Genomic DNA, 14708 nt, shown 5'->3' on the forward strand with positions numbered 1-14708 from the left:
AGTACGATCGGTTGCCATGAACACAGCGGACCTTGGGCTGCCGGTGGATGTTCCCTCGACGGCGCTCTTCACGGACCAGTACGAGCTGACGATGCTGCAGGCCGCCCTGAAGGCGGGTACGGCCGAACGGCGGAGCGTGTTCGAGGTCTTCACCCGGCGGCTGCCGGACGGGCGGCGCTACGGCGTGGTGGCGGGCACCGGGCGCGTGCTGGACGCGGTGGAGAACTTCCGCTTCGACGCGGACGTCCTCGGCTTCCTGCGCGAGCGGAGGATCGTCGACGAGCAGACCCTGAACTGGCTCGCCGACTACCGCTTCGGCGGGGACGTCTGGGGCTACCCCGAGGGCGAGGTGTACTTCCCCGGCTCGCCGATCATGCGCGTCGAGGGCACCTTCGCCGAGTGCGTGCTGCTGGAGACGGTGATCCTCTCGATCCTCAACCACGACTCCGCGATCGCCGCGGCCGCCTCGCGGATGGCCTCCGCCGCAGGCGAGCGCCCGCTGATCGAGATGGGCGCCCGCCGCACCCACGAGCTGGCCGCGGTCGCCGCCGCCCGCGCCGCGTACGTCGGCGGCTTCGCGACCACCTCCGACCTGGCGGCCGGCTTCCGTTACGGCATCCCGACCGTCGGCACCTCCGCCCACGCCTTCACCCTGCTCCACGACCGCGAGCGGGACGCCTTCCAGGCGCAGGTCGACACCCTCGGCCGGGGCACCACCCTGCTCGTGGACACCTACGACGTCGCCGAGGCCGTCCGTACGGCGGTGGAGGTGGCCGGCCCCGAGCTGGGCGCGGTCCGCATCGACTCCGGCGACCTGCTGCTCGTGGCGCACCGGGTGCGCCAGCAGCTGGACGAGCTGGGTGCCACGAACACCAAGATCGTGGTCACCTCCGACCTGGACGAATACGCGATCGCCTCGCTCGCCGCAGCTCCCGTGGACGCGTACGGCGTCGGCACCCAGCTGGTCACCGGCTCCGGGCACCCAACCGCCGCCATGGTCTACAAACTGGTCGCCCGCGCCGAGGCCGCCGACCCGAAGGCACCGCTCGTGCCGGTCGCGAAGAAGTCCAGCGGCGGCAAGACCTCCGTGGGGGGCCGCAAGTGGGCGGCGCGCCGGCTGGACGAGGACGGGGTGGCGGAGGCCGAGGTCGTGGGCACCGGCGCGGTACCGGCGGAGCTCGCCGACCGCCAGCTCCTGGTCCAGCTGATCAAGGGCGGGGACGTCGTCGCCCGCGAACCCCTGGACGTGCCCCGGGACCGCCACATCGCCGCCCGCGCGAACCTGCCGCTGTCCGCGACCCAGCTCTCCCGAGGGGAACCCGTCCTTCCGACGGAGTACGTCAACGGGCGCTCGGGTAGCTAGAGCGGGACCGCCGCCCGTCCGCGCCCCACGCCCCCTCCCCTACGGGGCCGTAAGTCTCTAGGCTCAGTTACTTACACCTCAGTCGAAGGACACCCACCATGCGCCGCGCCTTGATCGTCGTAGATGTACAGAACGACTTCTGCGAGGGGGGCAGCCTCGCGGTGGCCGGAGGCGCGGACGTGGCCGCCGCCGTCACCGAGCTGATCGGCCAGGCGGCGGGCACCGGATACCGCCATGTGGTGGCCACCCGGGACCACCACATCGCGCCCGGCGGCCACTTCGCCGACAACCCCGACTTCGTCCGCTCCTGGCCCGCGCACTGTGTCGCGGGCACGGAGGGGGTGGGCTTCCACCCCAACTTCGCCCCCGCCGTCGCCTCCGGCGCGGTCGACGCGGTCTTCTCCAAGGGGGAGTACTCGGCGGCCTACAGCGGCTTCGAGGGCAAGGAGGAGAACGGCACCTCTCTGGCCGACTGGCTCCGCGCCCGCCACATCGACGAGGTCGACGTGGTCGGCATAGCCACGGACCACTGCGTACGCGCCACCGCACTGGACGCGGTGCGGGAGGGCTTCCGCACCCAGGTCCTGCTGGACCTGACGGCCGGGGTGGCTCCGGAGACGACGGAGAGGGCCCTGGAGGAGATGCGGGAGGCGGGCGTGGAACTGACGGGCAAGCCCGTGGTCAGTGGCTGAGGGTCACTGAACCACCGCTGATCTGCGAAGAAGCGCCCGGATGGGATGCCACAGCTCGTTGACGATGACACCGTTGTCGGCCGGTGCGGTGCGCCATATCAGGCCGTCCGGGTGGTGCAGGACGGCGGTGATCTCGTCCGGCGTGGGAGGCGCTGCATTCCCCCGGAGGTAGATCGCGCGCAACCCCAGGTTGCGCAGCCTGGTCAGGGCTCGGGCGCGGTTCTGGGCGTGCACCAGTACGCGCACCGCGGCGGAGCCGTAGGGCAGGTTCAGCGCCACCACGACCGTGCCGTTCGGCAGCTTGCAGAAGCCTCCAGCGGCCATGCGGTCACATCCCCGTTTCGGTCGGTGTCAATAAGCGATCCACAGGACGCACCTAAACACGATCGGCGGCAACCCGCCAAGGGGTTGCCGCCGATACGCGCCTGACCTGCGAAAATGCGGACTACTTCACCGCGGGACCGACCTTGAGCAAGATCGTCGAGCCGTTCTTGGCCTCCTTGACGATCGTGATCTTGGTGTTGGTGTCAGTGACCTTCACGCCCCCCGTGGGGTTCGACAGGTCGTAGTAGGTGCTGGTGTGGTCGTTGAAGACCGGCACCCCCTTCGACGCCTTGATCACCGTCGCGACGTCCGCCTTGTGCAGCGTGATGCCGTCCGTGCCGTACAGGCTGAACGGGGAGTCGTACGCCTGCATGCGGTTGCGCATCAGGGTGCCGTCGGACCACTTCAGCGCCGTCGGGTGCGAGTCGACCGGCAGGATCAGACCGGAACCCGGGTGACCGTTGGTGCTGTTGGTGTTGTTGTCCGCCTCGGAGGTGTCCCACTTCCAGATCAACAGGCCGTTCTGGTACGGGTAGTGCTCCACCCAGTCCGGTCGGGTCGTCGAGAAGCCGAAGTTGTACGGGCCCGCCTTCAGCGTCCTGTCGTACGACACGTACTGCCGGTTCTCGGCGATGTAGTACTGCTTGTAGTTCTTGGTGAAGGACGCGCCGATGCGGGAGAAGCCCGCCGCGGTCCAACCGGCGTCCTGCGTCTCGGCGTTGTCCGAGAAGAGCGGCGTGCCGTCTGCGGTCACGGTGATCTCGTCGGCCGTGAAGCCGTTCTCCGCGACACCGCTGTCCGTGGCGTAACGGAAGCGCAGGTCGATCTTCTTGCCCGCGTAGGCGTCCAGCGGGTACGACAGCTTCTTGTGCGCCTGCGAGAAACCGGTCAGCGCCGGCTTGCCGCTGCCGTCACGCGGGATGGCCTGGCCGTCCGCCGTGCCGTCCAGGGCGGTCCAGTTGGCGCCGCCGTCGGTCGACACCTCGGTGTAGACGTAGTCGTAGCCGTCCTCGGTGGCCCACCAGCCGTCCAGGTCCAGCTTCGCCGAGGACTTGCCGGTCAGGTCCACGGACCGGGTCAGCGTGTTCTTCAGGTTGTTGCCGCTGCCGCTCCACCACTGGGCCGAGCCCTGGGCCGGCTGGGTGATGGTCGTGGTGACCGCCTTGTCCGGCAGGGTGACCACGAGGGCCTGCTTGTCCCAGGTGTTGTACTCGGCGACGCCCAGCTTGTGCGTGGACTGCGCACCGGCCTTGGCGCTGTCGTAGTTCAGCCAGCCGAGCTGCAGCTTGTCCCAGGCGTTCATGTCGCCCGGCAGGTCGCCGATGGACTCCCTGCCGGTGCCGAGCCAGGAACCGGAGGACATCAGGGTCCAGAAACCGGTGGAGTTGTCGCCGCCGGCGGTGTCGTACTCGTCGGGCAGGCCGAGGTCGTGGCCGTACTCGTGGGCGAAGACGCCCAGGCCGCCGTTCTCCGGCTGGATGGTGTAGTCGCCGACCCAGATGCCGGTGTCGCCGATCTGGGCGCCGCCCAGCTTGTTGTCCGCGGGTCCGGTGGCGCCGGCGTCGGTGCCGAAGGCGTACCAGCGGTGGGCCCAGATCGCGTCCTTGCCCTGCGCGCCGCCGCCCGCGGACTCGTCCTCACCGGCGTGCACGAGCTGGAAGTGGTCGATGTACCCGTCGGGCTCGTTGAAGTTGCCGTCGTGGTCGTAGTCGTAGCGGTCCCACTGGTCGTACTGGGCGAGGTCCTTCTTGATGTCGGCGTCGGACTTGCCGGCCGCCTTCTGCTGGGCGACCCAGGCGTTGACGCCGTCGCTGACCGCGTTCCACACGCTCGGGCAGTTGGTCTGGCCGCAGGCGTTGTTGCCGTAACGGGCCTCGTTGTAGGGGACCTTGACCCAGTCCGTGACCTCGCCGTCCACCGAGTAGCGGCCCGAGGACTGCTTCTCGTAGTACTTCTTCAGCGACTCGGTCTTGCTGCCGGTGCCGAAGTAGAGGTCCTGGTAGTGCTTCTGGTCGTAGTCCTTCTGCCAGGCCGTGGAGTTGTCCTTCTTCCGGTCCGGCGCGGCGATGGTGTTGTGCAGCGGGCCGGGCGTGCCGCCGAACTTCGGGTCGGTCTTGTCCCCGAACTCCACCAGGATCGTGAAGATCCTGTCGGTCTTCTCGCGGCTCAGCTCGACGTACTTGCTCTTGCCCTTGCGGCTCTTGAGAGCCACGACCTTGGAGCCGTCCCGGTCCTGGGCCTTGGCCTTCCCCGATATGAGCTGGCTCAGCGCTTCCTGGCGCTGGGCCTCCTGGGTCTTGCTGAGCGGGCCGTCGAGGTCGTGTGCCCGCTGTCGCACCGGAGCCGGGTCGTGCCGGTCGACGGCCGCGGACCGGGTCTGGGTGCTCGCCTCCGCGACGGCGAAGGTGGCGAATGTCGCGGAGGCCGCCGCGAGCGTCACACCGATCGCAGCCGCTCTGAACGTCCAGGATCTGCTGGTCACTTGAGTTCCTCCCCTGCGCCTGTTCGGCGCATGTCAAGTGACGACATTTGACTAGAGGTTTAGGAGAAAAGACAGACCTTGACTCGGCCACTCCCTGTGCACTATGCGGAGATGGCGTCCGCTTTACGGATACCGTGCTTCCTGTGCGCCCCCCGTGCACCGGTACCGTGGGTTAGGTCACGCTTACCGGGCGTCCCGTTCGGGCATGCACGCGAAGAGAGTCGAATGGCACGCCCCGATACGCCGAAGAATCCCCGAAGAGTTCCGAGGACACGATTGCCATGCCTCGTCCGACTGCCGCACAGCTCGTTTACGGCTCATGCACCGTGATCTTCTCGACGCTCGCCATGCTGCTGCTGTCCCAGACGAGTTCGGGCCTCGGGGTCACCGTCATCGCCCTCGCGGCGCTGGCCCTGGGGCTGCTCGTGGCGATGACGGTGCCGCTGCCGAAGGTCCGCACGACCGAGGCGACCACCGATGCACCGGCCGAGGCACCGGCCGAAGAGCGACCTGTGCGGGGGCGCGGCGCCGAACCCGCGCCCCAGGAGCAGCCGGTGTCCACCGCCCTGTGAACAGAGCGCAGACGGAAGCGGCGGGCCCGTGATCCCACGGACCCGCCGCTTTCGTATGGGCACCCATGCCGATTCGGTCAACCGGTGCTGACCACCACCGTCTTGGCCGCCTTGTCGTGCAGCCCCTGCTTGTACGGCTTGTCGAAGTAGCTCCAACCGCCGCAGACCGCCGTCCAGATACAGGCGCAGCAGAAGGCGAACGGCACCCACAGCACCAGGGCGCGGATCAGGTTCGTCTGCACCGAGGGCGTGGCGCCGTTGTCCAGGTTCGCCACCCGCATGTTGAACCACTTCTTGCCGAGGGTCTGGCCGTACTGGGTCATCATGAACGTGTCGTACGCGACGTACAGCACCGCCGCGACGAAGGACTGCGCCACGGACCGGCCGACCTCGACGTGGTCGTCGTTGACGGTGTACTCGCGCACTCCGAACGCCCAGGTGAGCAGCCAGACGACGATGCCGACCAGGATCATGTCGATGATCCGCGCGAGCGTCCGCTTGCCGCTGTCGGCGAGCGGGGGCATGCCGGCCAGCGGATCGGAGGGGTAGCCACCGGCGCCCGCACCGTAAGGACCGGTGCCGTAGGGGCCGCCTCCATAGGGTCCGCCTCCGTAGGGAGGGGGCTGGTCTCCGCCGTACGGGGGCGGTGGCTGGTCGCCGTACGGCGGCGGTGGCTCGCCGCTCCCGTACGGGGGTGGCTGGCCGCCGCCCGGGGGCTGCCCGCCGCCGGGCGGCGGGGGCTGTTCGGCGCCGCCGTACGGGGCGTCGTACGGCGAGCCCGACCCCTGGTCCGACGGGGGCCGCTTCCTGAACGGGTCGTCCTCGGGGGGCTGCTCTCCCGAGCCGGGGGGCGGTTCGCTGCTCATGGCCCGAGTGGACCGCGAACGCCCCGGCTCCGCATCCGGCGGACGGCCGTACGGAGTACGGCCGTGCCCCGCGCTCAGCCCGCGACGAAGGTGTGCGCCGCCTTGTCGTGCCAGCACTGGCGCCAGGGCCGGTCGAACAGGCACCACAGCACGCCCACGATCCCGATGCCGAGCAGCCCGGGCACGCTGTAGACCAGCCAGCGGCGCAGCGCCGGGCCGAAGGTGGGGGGCTCGTGCGCCTCGATGTCCCGGACCTCGAGACCGAGCAGCTTCTTGCCGAGGGTGCGGCCCCACTTGGCGGTCGGCAGCACCTCGTACCCGACGCCGACCAGCAGCAGGACGGCGAGCACGATGCCGAGGCTGGTGGCGGTCGTGCCGTCGAGCAGCCAGACCGTGACCTCGCGGCCGGACAGCTTGGCCGCGTCGATCTTCTGCTGCACGTGGTCGACGGCCTTGATGCCGAGCGGTACGCCGGCGGCGGCCGTCACGGCACCCACGACCAGGGTGTCGATCAGCCGGGCGGCGAACCGCTTGCCGAGTCCGGCGGGACGGGCGGCGGCCTGCCGGCGCGCGGCCGCCTGGAACAGGTCCTCCACCGGCGGCTTCCACGGCGCCACGGGCTGGTCGTCCGCGCCGCCGGCCAGCTGGTGCACCTGCTGCGCCCAGGACGCCTGTCCGCCGCCGGATCCGCTGGTCACCGGGGTGACCGGGGCACCGCCCTGCGCCGGCACCGAGGGCGCGACGGCCGCCTGGGCGGGGGGTGCGGGCTGGGTCTGCGGTGTCTGCGCGGCGGCGGCACGGGCGGCGGCGGCCTTGCCGGCACCGAAGCCGGGGCCTCCGGCCGGGGAGGCGGGGTTCGGGGAGGCAGAGGCGGGGTTCGCGGCGGGCGGGGTGGGTGCGCCGACGGGGCCCTGCGGCCCGAAGCCATCGGGCGCCGCCCCCGCGCCGGAGGCGTGCGGGCCGAAGCCGGAACCGGTCCCGGCGCCGACACCGGGGGCCTGCGGGCCGAAGCCGCCGGGCGCCGCGGACGAACCGGCCGCCCCCGCGTCCTGGCCGCCCGCCTGCGAACCGGACGCGGGCGCCGCGAAGCCGGGGCCCTGGGCCGCGCCGTGCGGTCCGAAGCCGGAGGCCTGCGGGCCGGAGCCGGGCTGCCCGCCCTGGCCCTGGCCGGGTACCGGGCGGAACGTCATCGTGCCGTCGTCCTGCACGGCCGCGGGTCCCGGGACCGGCCGGCGGAAGATGAAGGTGCCGCCGGGGTCCTGGTCGACGCCCTCCCCCGGCGGGGCCGAGGCCGTGCCGTCGGTGCGGCCCGCCTGGCCGGCCGGCCGGGCCGGGCCGTCGGCGGGCACCCGGGGGTCGGTACCCCAGGCGGTGCGCCCGTCGCCGTCCCCGGCGGAACCGAACCGCCCCGCGGACGGGCCGGCACCACCGGCACCGGGCTGTCCGGAGGGTGTGGGGGCCGGGTCCTCGTCGAAGAAGTGCGGGCCCGTCTCCTCGACGGCCGGGGCCGCGGGACGGACACCGGGCGGCGGGGCGAGCGGTTCGCCGTCCTTCGGCGCCGGACGGCTGGTGCCGGGCACCCAGGAGGCGCCGTTCCAGTACCGGACGTATCCGGGGATGGACGGGTCCGGGTAGTAGCCCTCGCGGGGCCTGTCGTCACCTGGGGCCGGGGTTGGGGCGCTCATGTCCGTCGTCCCGTATCTGCTCGGGGGTGGGATGGGAGCCTCCACATCTATCAGACCGCGGCACTCCGCAGCGCCAGTCCCGCAGGACCCACCCCTTTCCGGGCAACGCCGTACCCGGCTCCCGCACGTCCCCGAAAAAGATTTCCCCGAACCCGCGTAATGGCCCGGCTCCTGCCCGCTCTCCCCCGGTGCGGGCCCGTTCCGAGCGGACCCGGCCAAGCCCCGACAGAAAGGACACGCAGGTCATGCATCACACCGTGGTGGAGCGGGAGCTCGAACTGAGGCTCGTCCTGTCGCCGGAGCGCGGCATCCCGGTGCCGGCCCGGCTGAGCTACCGCTCCGAGGATCCGTACGCCGTCCACATCGCCTTCCACATCAACTCCGACTGTCCCGTCAACTGGACGTTCGCCCGCGATCTGCTGGTGGAGGGTGTGTTCCGGCCGTGCGGGCAGGGGGACGTGCGGGTGTGGCCGTCGAAGGCGGAGGGGCGCAGTGTCGTGCTGATGGCGCTGAGCTCACCGGACGGGGACGCGCTGCTGGAGGCGCCGGTCCCGCAGGTGTCGGCCTGGCTGGAGCGGACGCTGCGGGCCGTGCCCCCGGGGAGCGAGGGCGGGCAGCTGGGCATCGACGACGCGCTCGACCAGCTGCTCGCCCAGTGAGCGCCCCAGGGTCAGAGCACCTTGCCCGGGTTGAGGATGCCCAGGGGATCGAAGGCGTGCTTCACGGCCCGCTGCATCTCGACCCCGACCGGCCCGATCTCCCGGGCGAGCCACTCCTTCTTCAGGACGCCGACGCCGTGCTCGCCGGTGATGGTGCCGCCGAGCTCCAGGCCGAGGGCCATGATCTCGTCGAAGGACTCGCGGGCGCGCCGGGACTCGGCCTCGTCCTGGGCGTCGAAGCAGACGGTGGGGTGGGTGTTGCCGTCGCCGGCGTGTGCGCAGACGCCGATGGTCAGGCCGTACTTGGCGGCGATCCGCTCGACGCCCTCCAGCATCGCGCCGAGCTGCGAGCGGGGCACGCACACGTCGTCGATCATCGTCGTGCCCTTGACCGCCTCCAGCGCGGTCAGCGAGAGCCGCCGGGCCTTCAGCAGCAGCTCCGACTCGGCCGCGTCCTCGGCCGGGACGACCTCGGTGGCTCCGGCGGCCTCGCACAGCGCGCCGACGGCGGCGAGGTCGGCGGCCGGGTCCGGGGTGTCGAAGGCGGCCAGCAGCAGCGCCTCGGTGGTTTCGGGGAGGCCCATGTGGGCGAGGTCGTTGACCGCCTTGACGGTCGTACGGTCCATCAGTTCGAGGAGGGACGGGAGGTGACCGCCCTCCATGATCCGGCAGACGGCGTCGCAGGCAGCCGCCGCGGAGGGGAACTCGGCGGCCAGCACCAGCTGCTGCGGCGGCTTGGGCTTCAACGCCAGCACGGCGCGTACGACGATGCCGAGCGAGCCCTCGGAGCCGACGAAGAGGCGGGTGAGGTCGTAGCCGGCGACGCCCTTGGCGGTGCGGCGGCCGGTGGACATCAGGCGGCCGTCGGCCAGCACCACGTCCAGGCCGAGCACGTACTCGGCCGTGACCCCGTACTTCACACAGCACAGGCCGCCGGACCCGGTGCCGATGTTGCCGCCGATGGTGCACATCTCCCAGCTGGAGGGGTCCGGCGGGTAGTACAGGCCGTGTTCCTCGACCGCGCGGGACAGGGCCGCGTTGATCACTCCGGGCTCGACCACGGCGATCCGGTCGACGGGGCTGATCTCCAGGATGCGGTCCATCTTGGTGAGGGACAGCACGATGCAGCCGTCGGTGGCGTTGGCGGCGCCGGACAGGCCGGAGCGGGCGCCCTGCGGGACCACCGGGACGCGTAGTTCGGTGGCGGTGCGCATGACGTGCTGGACGTGTTCGACGGTGCGCGGCAGGACGACGACGGCCGGGGTGCCGGCCGGGCAGAAGCTCGCCATGTCGTTGGCGTAGGCGGCAGTGACGTCGGGGTCGGTCAGGACGGCCTCGGCGGGCAGGCCGGCCAGGAGCCGGTCAGTGAGGTCGCTCGTGACCACGGCGTCTTCGGAGCGGGGCGCTTCGATGCGGCTCATGATCAAAGGGTCGCACTCACGGCCACCGGTGTGAACCCCGTCCAACCCCGTCCGTACTCCGCTCGGTCGACCCGGACCGGCTCGTCGTACCGACGGACGGGGTGTTTGTTGCGGGCGGAGTGGCCGCGTCGGCCACCCCCGTCGCGGGCGTTGGGCGGCGTGCCGCAAGCGCCGCCGCCCAACTGCGCCCCGTACGGGCCTACAGGTTGCCGCGCTTGGCCTGCTCGCGCTCGATCGCCTCGAACAGGGCCTTGAAGTTGCCCTTGCCGAAGCCCATGGAGCCGTGGCGTTCGATGATCTCGAAGAACACCGTCGGGCGGTCCTGGACCGGCTTGGTGAAGATCTGCAGCAGGTAGCCGTCCTCGTCGCGGTCGGCGAGGATCTTCAGCTCGCGCAGGGTCTCGATCGGCACCCGGGTGTCGCCGACCCACTCGCCGAGGGTGTCGTAGTAGGAGTCGGGGGTGTCGAGGAACTCGACGCCGGCCGCGCGCATGGTGCGGACGGTCTGCACGATGTCGCCCGTGTTCAGCGCGATGTGCTGGACGCCGGCGCCGCCGTAGAACTCCAGGTACTCGTCGATCTGGGACTTCTTCTTGGCGATCGCGGGCTCGTTGATCGGGAACTTGACCTTGAGGGTGCCGTCCGCGACGACCTTCGACATCAGCGCGCTGTACTCGGTGGCGATGTCGTCGCCCACGAACTCCTTCATGTTCGTGAAGCCCATGACCTTGTTGTAGAAGCCCACCCACTCGTTCATCCTGCCGAGCTCGACGTTGCCGACGCAGTGGTCGATGGCCTGGAAGGTGCGCTGGGCGGGCGGGGTGACCATCGGCTTCGCGGCGACGTACCCGGGCAGGTAGGGGCCGTCGTAGCCGGAGCGGTCGACCAGGGTGTGGCGGGTCTCGCCGTAGGTGGCGATCGCGGCGAGGACGACGGTGCCGTGCTCGTCCTTCACCTCGTACGGCTCGACGACGCTCCGCGCGCCGTGCTCGACCGCGTAGGCGTGGGCGGCGCGGGCGTCCGGGACCTCGATGGCCAGGTCGATGACGCCGTCGCCGTGCTCGGCCATGTGCCCGGCGAGGAAGCGGCCCCAGTCGGTGCTGGGCTTGATCACCGAGGTGAACACGAAGCGGGCGGAGCCGTTCTCGAGCACGTAACTGGCGGTCTCGCGGCTGCCGTTCTCCGGTCCGGAGTAGGCGACCAGCTTCATGCCGAAGGCGGTGGAGTAGTAGTGCGCCGCCTGCTTGGCGTTGCCCACGGCGAAGACGACCGCGTCCATTCCCTTGACCGGGAAGGGGTCGGCCTGCCGGGCGGTGTCGGGAGTGTGGTGTGTGGTCTGCGTCATGCCGGAAGCGTGGACCCGCTCTGCAAGGTGCGCAATAGTTTCCATGTTCACTGGGCAGTCTGTTCAGTGATACGACCGTGTTGCCGGTCTTTCTGTACAGGATGCCCATCCCTGGGGGTGCCGTGGCGATCGATCATCTGGACGGGCGGATCATCGTGCTCCTCGCCCGGGAGCCGCGCATCGGCGTGCTGGAGATGTCCCGGCGGCTCGGGGTCGCCCGGGGCACGGTGCAGGCGCGCCTGGACCGGCTTCAGTCGAACGGGGTCATCCGGGGATTCGGCCCCCAGGTGGACCCGGCGGCGCTCGGCTATCCGGTCACCGCCTTCGCCACGCTGCAGATCCGGCAGGGCCAGGGCGCCGACGTCCGCGCACACCTGGCGACGGTGCCGGAGGTGCTGGAACTGCTGACCACCACGGGCAGCGGCGACATGCTGTGCCGCCTGGTGGCCCGCTCCAACGCCGATCTCCAGCGGGTGATCGACCGGGTCATCGGCTTCGACGGCATCGTCCGGGCGTCCACGGCGATCGTCATGGAGAACCCGGTTCCGCTGCGGATCATCCCGCTGGTGGAACAGGCGGCGGCGGACAGTGCGTGATGCTCAGCAGCTCGGCACGGATCCCTTGCCGTTCTCCAGCGCCTGAAGGGAGTTCACCGCTCCCTTGAGCGTGGTGACCGGGACCAGGCGCAGGCCCTTCGGGAGTTCTGCCTTGGCGTCGGTGCACTCGGCCTTCGGGACCAGGAAGATCGTGGCGCCGTCGCGTCGGGCGGCCTGGGTCTTCAGGGCCACCCCGCCGACCGCGCCGACGTTGCCGGAGGCGTCGATCGTGCCCGTACCGGCGATGGTGCGGCCGCCCGTGAGGTCGCCGCCGCTGCCGTCGCCGTGCAGCTTGTCGATGATGCCCAGGGTGAACAGCAGGCCCGCGCTCGGCCCGCCCACGTCGGCCAGCCTCAGCGTGACCTTGACCTTGTCGGCGCTCAGCCCCAGGTACTTCAGCGCCGCCCGGGTCGCCGCGTCCTGGGACTGCTGCATCTGCGCCGCGTTGTGCTTCTCGATCTCCTTGACGGTGTCGCCGCTCGGGTAGACCGCGTCGCGCGGCATGACCGCCCGGTCGGTGCGGAACCAGTTGCCGGCCACGTCACCGAGGCTCACCCGGGTGTCCGGGCCGGTCGCCACGATCGTGACCATCCGCAGCTGCCCGCTGGTCCTGCGGACCGGAGCACCGGAGACGCTGATCACCTGGGTGCCCTTGTTCGCGCCCAGCACGTTCGCCGTCATGCCGGGCTGCGCCACCGAGAACGGCAGCGGCGCGAACGCCGCCGTGGCCAGCAGGGCCACGACGGGCAGCGCGCAGACGGCTACAGCCTGGGGACGCGTGAGACGTGAGAGCACGGGATCAATCTAACGTGACCACCGGTTGTGCCTCATGCCGCGTACAGGTCCCCTCGCCGACGGGTGAAGCGGCGCAGGGCCTCCGGAAGGGGCTCGATGCCGATACCGGGGGCGGTCGGCACCGGCAGGTGGCCGTCCCGCAGGACGAACGGCTCGGTGATGTCCTCCGCGAAGTAGCGGGACGAGGCGGAGGTGTCCCCGGGGAGGGTGAAGCCGGGCAGGGCGGCCAGGGCCAGGTTGGGGGCACGGCCGATGCCCGTCTCCAGCATGCCGCCGCACCACACCGGGACGCCGTGCGCGTGCGCCACGTCGTGGACCCGGCGGGCCTCCAGGTAGCCGCCGACCCGGGCGGGCTTGACGTTCACCACCCGGCAGGCGTCCATCGCGATCGCGGCGGCGGTGTCGGAGGCGTGGTGCAGGGACTCGTCCAGGCAGACGGGGGTGCGCAGGCGCTTCTGCAGCCGGGCGTGGGCGTACAGGTTGTTCTCCTCCAGCGGCTCCTCGATCAGCAGCAGCCCGAAGTCGTCCAGGCGCCGCAGGTGTTCGGCGTCCGCGAGGGTGTAGGCGGTGTTGGCGTCCACCTGGAGGGGCAGGGCGTCGCCGAAGCGGTCGCGGACCGCGCGGACCGGCTCCACGTCCCAGCCGGGCTCGATCTTCAGCTTGATGCGCACATACCCCTCGGCGAGGTAGCGCTCGACGTCGTCCAGCAGCTGCGGCACCGAGTTCCTGATGCCGACCGACACCCCGGCGGGCACCCGGTCCCGTACCGCGCCGAGATACGTCGCGAGCGGCATGCCGTACGCGCGCAGCTCGGCATCCAGCAGCGCCGTCTCCAGGGCCGCCTTCGCCAGCTCGTGGCCCTTGACCTTCGCCATGGCCGGTGCGAGGGCGGCGGTCGTGACCTCCCCCAGCGCCGCCACGCGCGGGATCAGGAAGTCGCGCAGCACTATCTCGGCGCCGGCGACGAACTCCGAGCAGTACAGCGGCTCGGGATCGGCGGCGAACTCCGACCAGCCCTCGGCGGAGTCGGTGACGACGTGCAGGAGGAAGGTGTCCTTCGCCGTCATCGTCCCGAAGGACGTACGGAACGGGGTGACCAGCGGGATCGCGACGTGCACGATCTCGACGCGCTCCAGCTTCATGCCGTGGCCCCCTCACGGGTGAGGGTGTACCAGCCGTCGCGGGACATCCCGGTGGCCCGGAACCCCTCCACGAAGGCCGTCAGCAGCACCTCGCGCACCGCGTACCGCCAGCGCAGCGCCAGCGCCGGGTCGGCGGCGCGCAGCTTGACGACGTCCTCCGGCACCCGGCACCAGAGGTGCCGCTCGTCGCGGCGGACGAGGGGGTCGCCGTCGGGGGCGATCGCGGTGACCGGTCCACGGGGTGCGACGTCGTACGACGCCGTCGGCGCGGTCAGGTCCCAGGTCACCGTCAGCCGGTCGCTCTCGTCGCCGTCGTTCACGCCGTCGGTCATCGGGCCGTAGAAGTCGACCAGGTACTCCGTGCCGGTGGCGCCCAGCTTGGCCAGGTTGAAGCGGGCGTTGCGGCCGACCAGCGGGTCGAAGGTCCAGCGCATGGTGCCCGCGCCCGCGCCGAGGGCCCAGTCCCGCTGGGCCCGCTTCACCGCGTGTCCGAGCCCCTGCTCGGCGGCGGCCACCAGCGAGTACGTGCTGCGGTCGGCACCGAGGACGGCGACGGAGGCGCCCGCGAGCCGCTGCCCGTCGTACGCGCCGTGCACCGCGCCGCCGGCGTGCACCAGGCTGTGCAGAACCTCGGCCGGGTAGGGCGGGGCGGTGCGGGGCGTCCGCCAGACGTCGCTGAAGTAGTCGGCCACGGCCGCGAGGGAGGCGACGTCGTGGACGGTACGGATGGTGACTCCTGCTGTCATGGCACGAGTCTCGAAGGAGC

At 71.2% G+C, this 14708-nt stretch carries 14 protein-coding genes; 5 read left to right on the forward strand and 9 right to left on the reverse strand.

All coding sequences use genetic code 11. From position 1 onward, the window contains the following. Positions 1-16 precede the first annotated feature (16 nt). Together LMU33_RS20380 and LMU33_RS20385 are read left to right on the forward strand one after the other, a co-directional pair. Positions 17-1363 (forward strand): nicotinate phosphoribosyltransferase, encoded by a 1347-nt coding sequence (locus LMU33_RS20380; protein ID WP_228621920.1) that lies wholly within the window; start codon positions 17-19, stop codon positions 1361-1363. A gap of 98 nt (positions 1364-1461) precedes the next feature. Then, positions 1462-2055 (forward strand): nicotinamidase, encoded by a 594-nt coding sequence (locus LMU33_RS20385; RefSeq protein ID WP_228621921.1) that lies wholly within the window; start codon positions 1462-1464, stop codon positions 2053-2055. Positions 2056-2058: 3 nt separating this feature from the next. Here the strand turns inward: LMU33_RS20385 and LMU33_RS20390 are convergent, their stop codons facing one another. Both LMU33_RS20390 and LMU33_RS20395 read right to left on the reverse strand, forming a co-directional pair. Further along, complete coding sequence (locus tag LMU33_RS20390) at positions 2059-2379, reverse strand: hypothetical protein (protein WP_228621922.1); 321 nt, start codon at positions 2377-2379, stop codon at positions 2059-2061. A 121-nt stretch (positions 2380-2500) separates the two neighbouring features. After that, positions 2501-4861 carry an immune inhibitor A domain-containing protein gene (locus LMU33_RS20395; protein ID WP_228621923.1) on the reverse strand — a complete coding sequence of 787 codons (2361 nt, stop codon included), beginning with the start codon at positions 4859-4861 and terminating at the stop codon, positions 2501-2503. A 281-nt stretch (positions 4862-5142) separates the two neighbouring features. On the opposite strand from LMU33_RS20395, the gene LMU33_RS20400 reads away from it, so the two are divergent. Then, positions 5143-5433 carry a hypothetical protein gene (locus LMU33_RS20400; RefSeq protein ID WP_228621924.1) on the forward strand — a complete coding sequence of 97 codons (291 nt, stop codon included), beginning with the start codon at positions 5143-5145 and terminating at the stop codon, positions 5431-5433. A gap of 77 nt (positions 5434-5510) precedes the next feature. On the opposite strand, the gene LMU33_RS20405 is transcribed toward LMU33_RS20400, so the two are convergent. Together LMU33_RS20405 and LMU33_RS20410 are read right to left on the reverse strand one after the other, a co-directional pair. Next, positions 5511-6299 carry an RDD family protein gene (locus tag LMU33_RS20405; protein ID WP_228621925.1) on the reverse strand — a complete coding sequence of 263 codons (789 nt, stop codon included), beginning with the start codon at positions 6297-6299 and terminating at the stop codon, positions 5511-5513. Positions 6300-6373: 74 nt separating this feature from the next. Further along, on the reverse strand, positions 6374-7984 hold the full coding sequence (locus LMU33_RS20410) for an RDD family protein (RefSeq protein ID WP_228621926.1): 1611 nt from the start codon (positions 7982-7984) through the stop codon (positions 6374-6376). 245 nt (positions 7985-8229) lie between these two features. Between LMU33_RS20410 and LMU33_RS20415 the strand changes: the two genes are divergently transcribed. Continuing rightward, a complete protein-coding gene (locus tag LMU33_RS20415; RefSeq protein WP_228621927.1) occupies positions 8230-8643 on the forward strand; it encodes an SsgA family sporulation/cell division regulator in 414 nt (137 codons plus the stop codon). Between the two features lie 11 nt (positions 8644-8654). Here LMU33_RS20415 and LMU33_RS20420 read toward each other — a convergent pair whose 3' ends face one another. Beyond that, positions 8655-10070, reverse strand: coding sequence for an FAD-binding oxidoreductase (locus tag LMU33_RS20420; protein ID WP_372478022.1), 1416 nt, complete (start codon positions 10068-10070; stop codon positions 8655-8657). 193 nt (positions 10071-10263) lie between these two features. Continuing rightward, on the reverse strand, positions 10264-11409 hold the full coding sequence (gene hppD, locus LMU33_RS20425) for a 4-hydroxyphenylpyruvate dioxygenase (RefSeq protein WP_228621929.1): 1146 nt from the start codon (positions 11407-11409) through the stop codon (positions 10264-10266). Positions 11410-11531: 122 nt separating this feature from the next. On the opposite strand from hppD, the gene LMU33_RS20430 reads away from it, so the two are divergent. Further along, positions 11532-12005: an Lrp/AsnC family transcriptional regulator gene (locus LMU33_RS20430; RefSeq protein WP_228621930.1), complete on the forward strand. Its 474-nt coding sequence runs from the start codon at positions 11532-11534 to the stop codon at positions 12003-12005. A gap of 3 nt (positions 12006-12008) precedes the next feature. Here LMU33_RS20430 and LMU33_RS20435 read toward each other — a convergent pair whose 3' ends face one another. From LMU33_RS20435 to LMU33_RS20445, 3 genes are read right to left on the reverse strand one after another with little or no spacing between them, the layout of a single operon-like run. Beyond that, a complete protein-coding gene (locus tag LMU33_RS20435; RefSeq protein ID WP_228621931.1) occupies positions 12009-12800 on the reverse strand; it encodes a S16 family serine protease in 792 nt (263 codons plus the stop codon). A gap of 32 nt (positions 12801-12832) precedes the next feature. Continuing rightward, entirely contained in the window at positions 12833-13942 is a 1110-nt protein-coding gene (gene menC, locus LMU33_RS20440) for an o-succinylbenzoate synthase (protein ID WP_228621932.1), read from the reverse strand. After that, positions 13939-14688, reverse strand: a complete 750-nt coding sequence (locus LMU33_RS20445; protein WP_228621933.1) for a chorismate synthase — start codon at positions 14686-14688, stop codon at positions 13939-13941. The genes menC and LMU33_RS20445 overlap by 4 nt, the downstream gene beginning before the upstream one ends. Positions 14689-14708 lie beyond the last annotated feature (20 nt).

Source organism: Streptomyces barringtoniae (genome assembly GCF_020819595.1).
GTDB classification, from domain to species: Bacteria; Actinomycetota; Actinomycetes; order Streptomycetales; family Streptomycetaceae; genus Streptomyces; species Streptomyces barringtoniae.

Coding starts and splice junctions, on each gene's coding strand:
- LMU33_RS20385 (WP_228621921.1), top strand. CDS start 1,462: ATGCGCCGCGCCTTGATCGTCGTAGATGTACAGAACGACTTCTGCGAG.
- LMU33_RS20405 (WP_228621925.1), bottom strand. CDS start 6,299: ATGAGCAGCGAACCGCCCCCCGGCTCGGGAGAGCAGCCCCCCGAGGAC.
- LMU33_RS20400 (WP_228621924.1), top strand. CDS start 5,143: ATGCCTCGTCCGACTGCCGCACAGCTCGTTTACGGCTCATGCACCGTG.
- LMU33_RS20415 (WP_228621927.1), top strand. CDS start 8,230: ATGCATCACACCGTGGTGGAGCGGGAGCTCGAACTGAGGCTCGTCCTG.
- LMU33_RS20380 (WP_228621920.1), top strand. CDS start 17: ATGAACACAGCGGACCTTGGGCTGCCGGTGGATGTTCCCTCGACGGCG.
- LMU33_RS20390 (WP_228621922.1), bottom strand. CDS start 2,379: ATGGCCGCTGGAGGCTTCTGCAAGCTGCCGAACGGCACGGTCGTGGTG.
- hppD (WP_228621929.1), bottom strand. CDS start 11,409: ATGACGCAGACCACACACCACACTCCCGACACCGCCCGGCAGGCCGAC.
- menC (WP_228621932.1), bottom strand. CDS start 13,942: ATGAAGCTGGAGCGCGTCGAGATCGTGCACGTCGCGATCCCGCTGGTC.
- LMU33_RS20410 (WP_228621926.1), bottom strand. CDS start 7,984: ATGAGCGCCCCAACCCCGGCCCCAGGTGACGACAGGCCCCGCGAGGGC.
- LMU33_RS20445 (WP_228621933.1), bottom strand. CDS start 14,688: ATGACAGCAGGAGTCACCATCCGTACCGTCCACGACGTCGCCTCCCTC.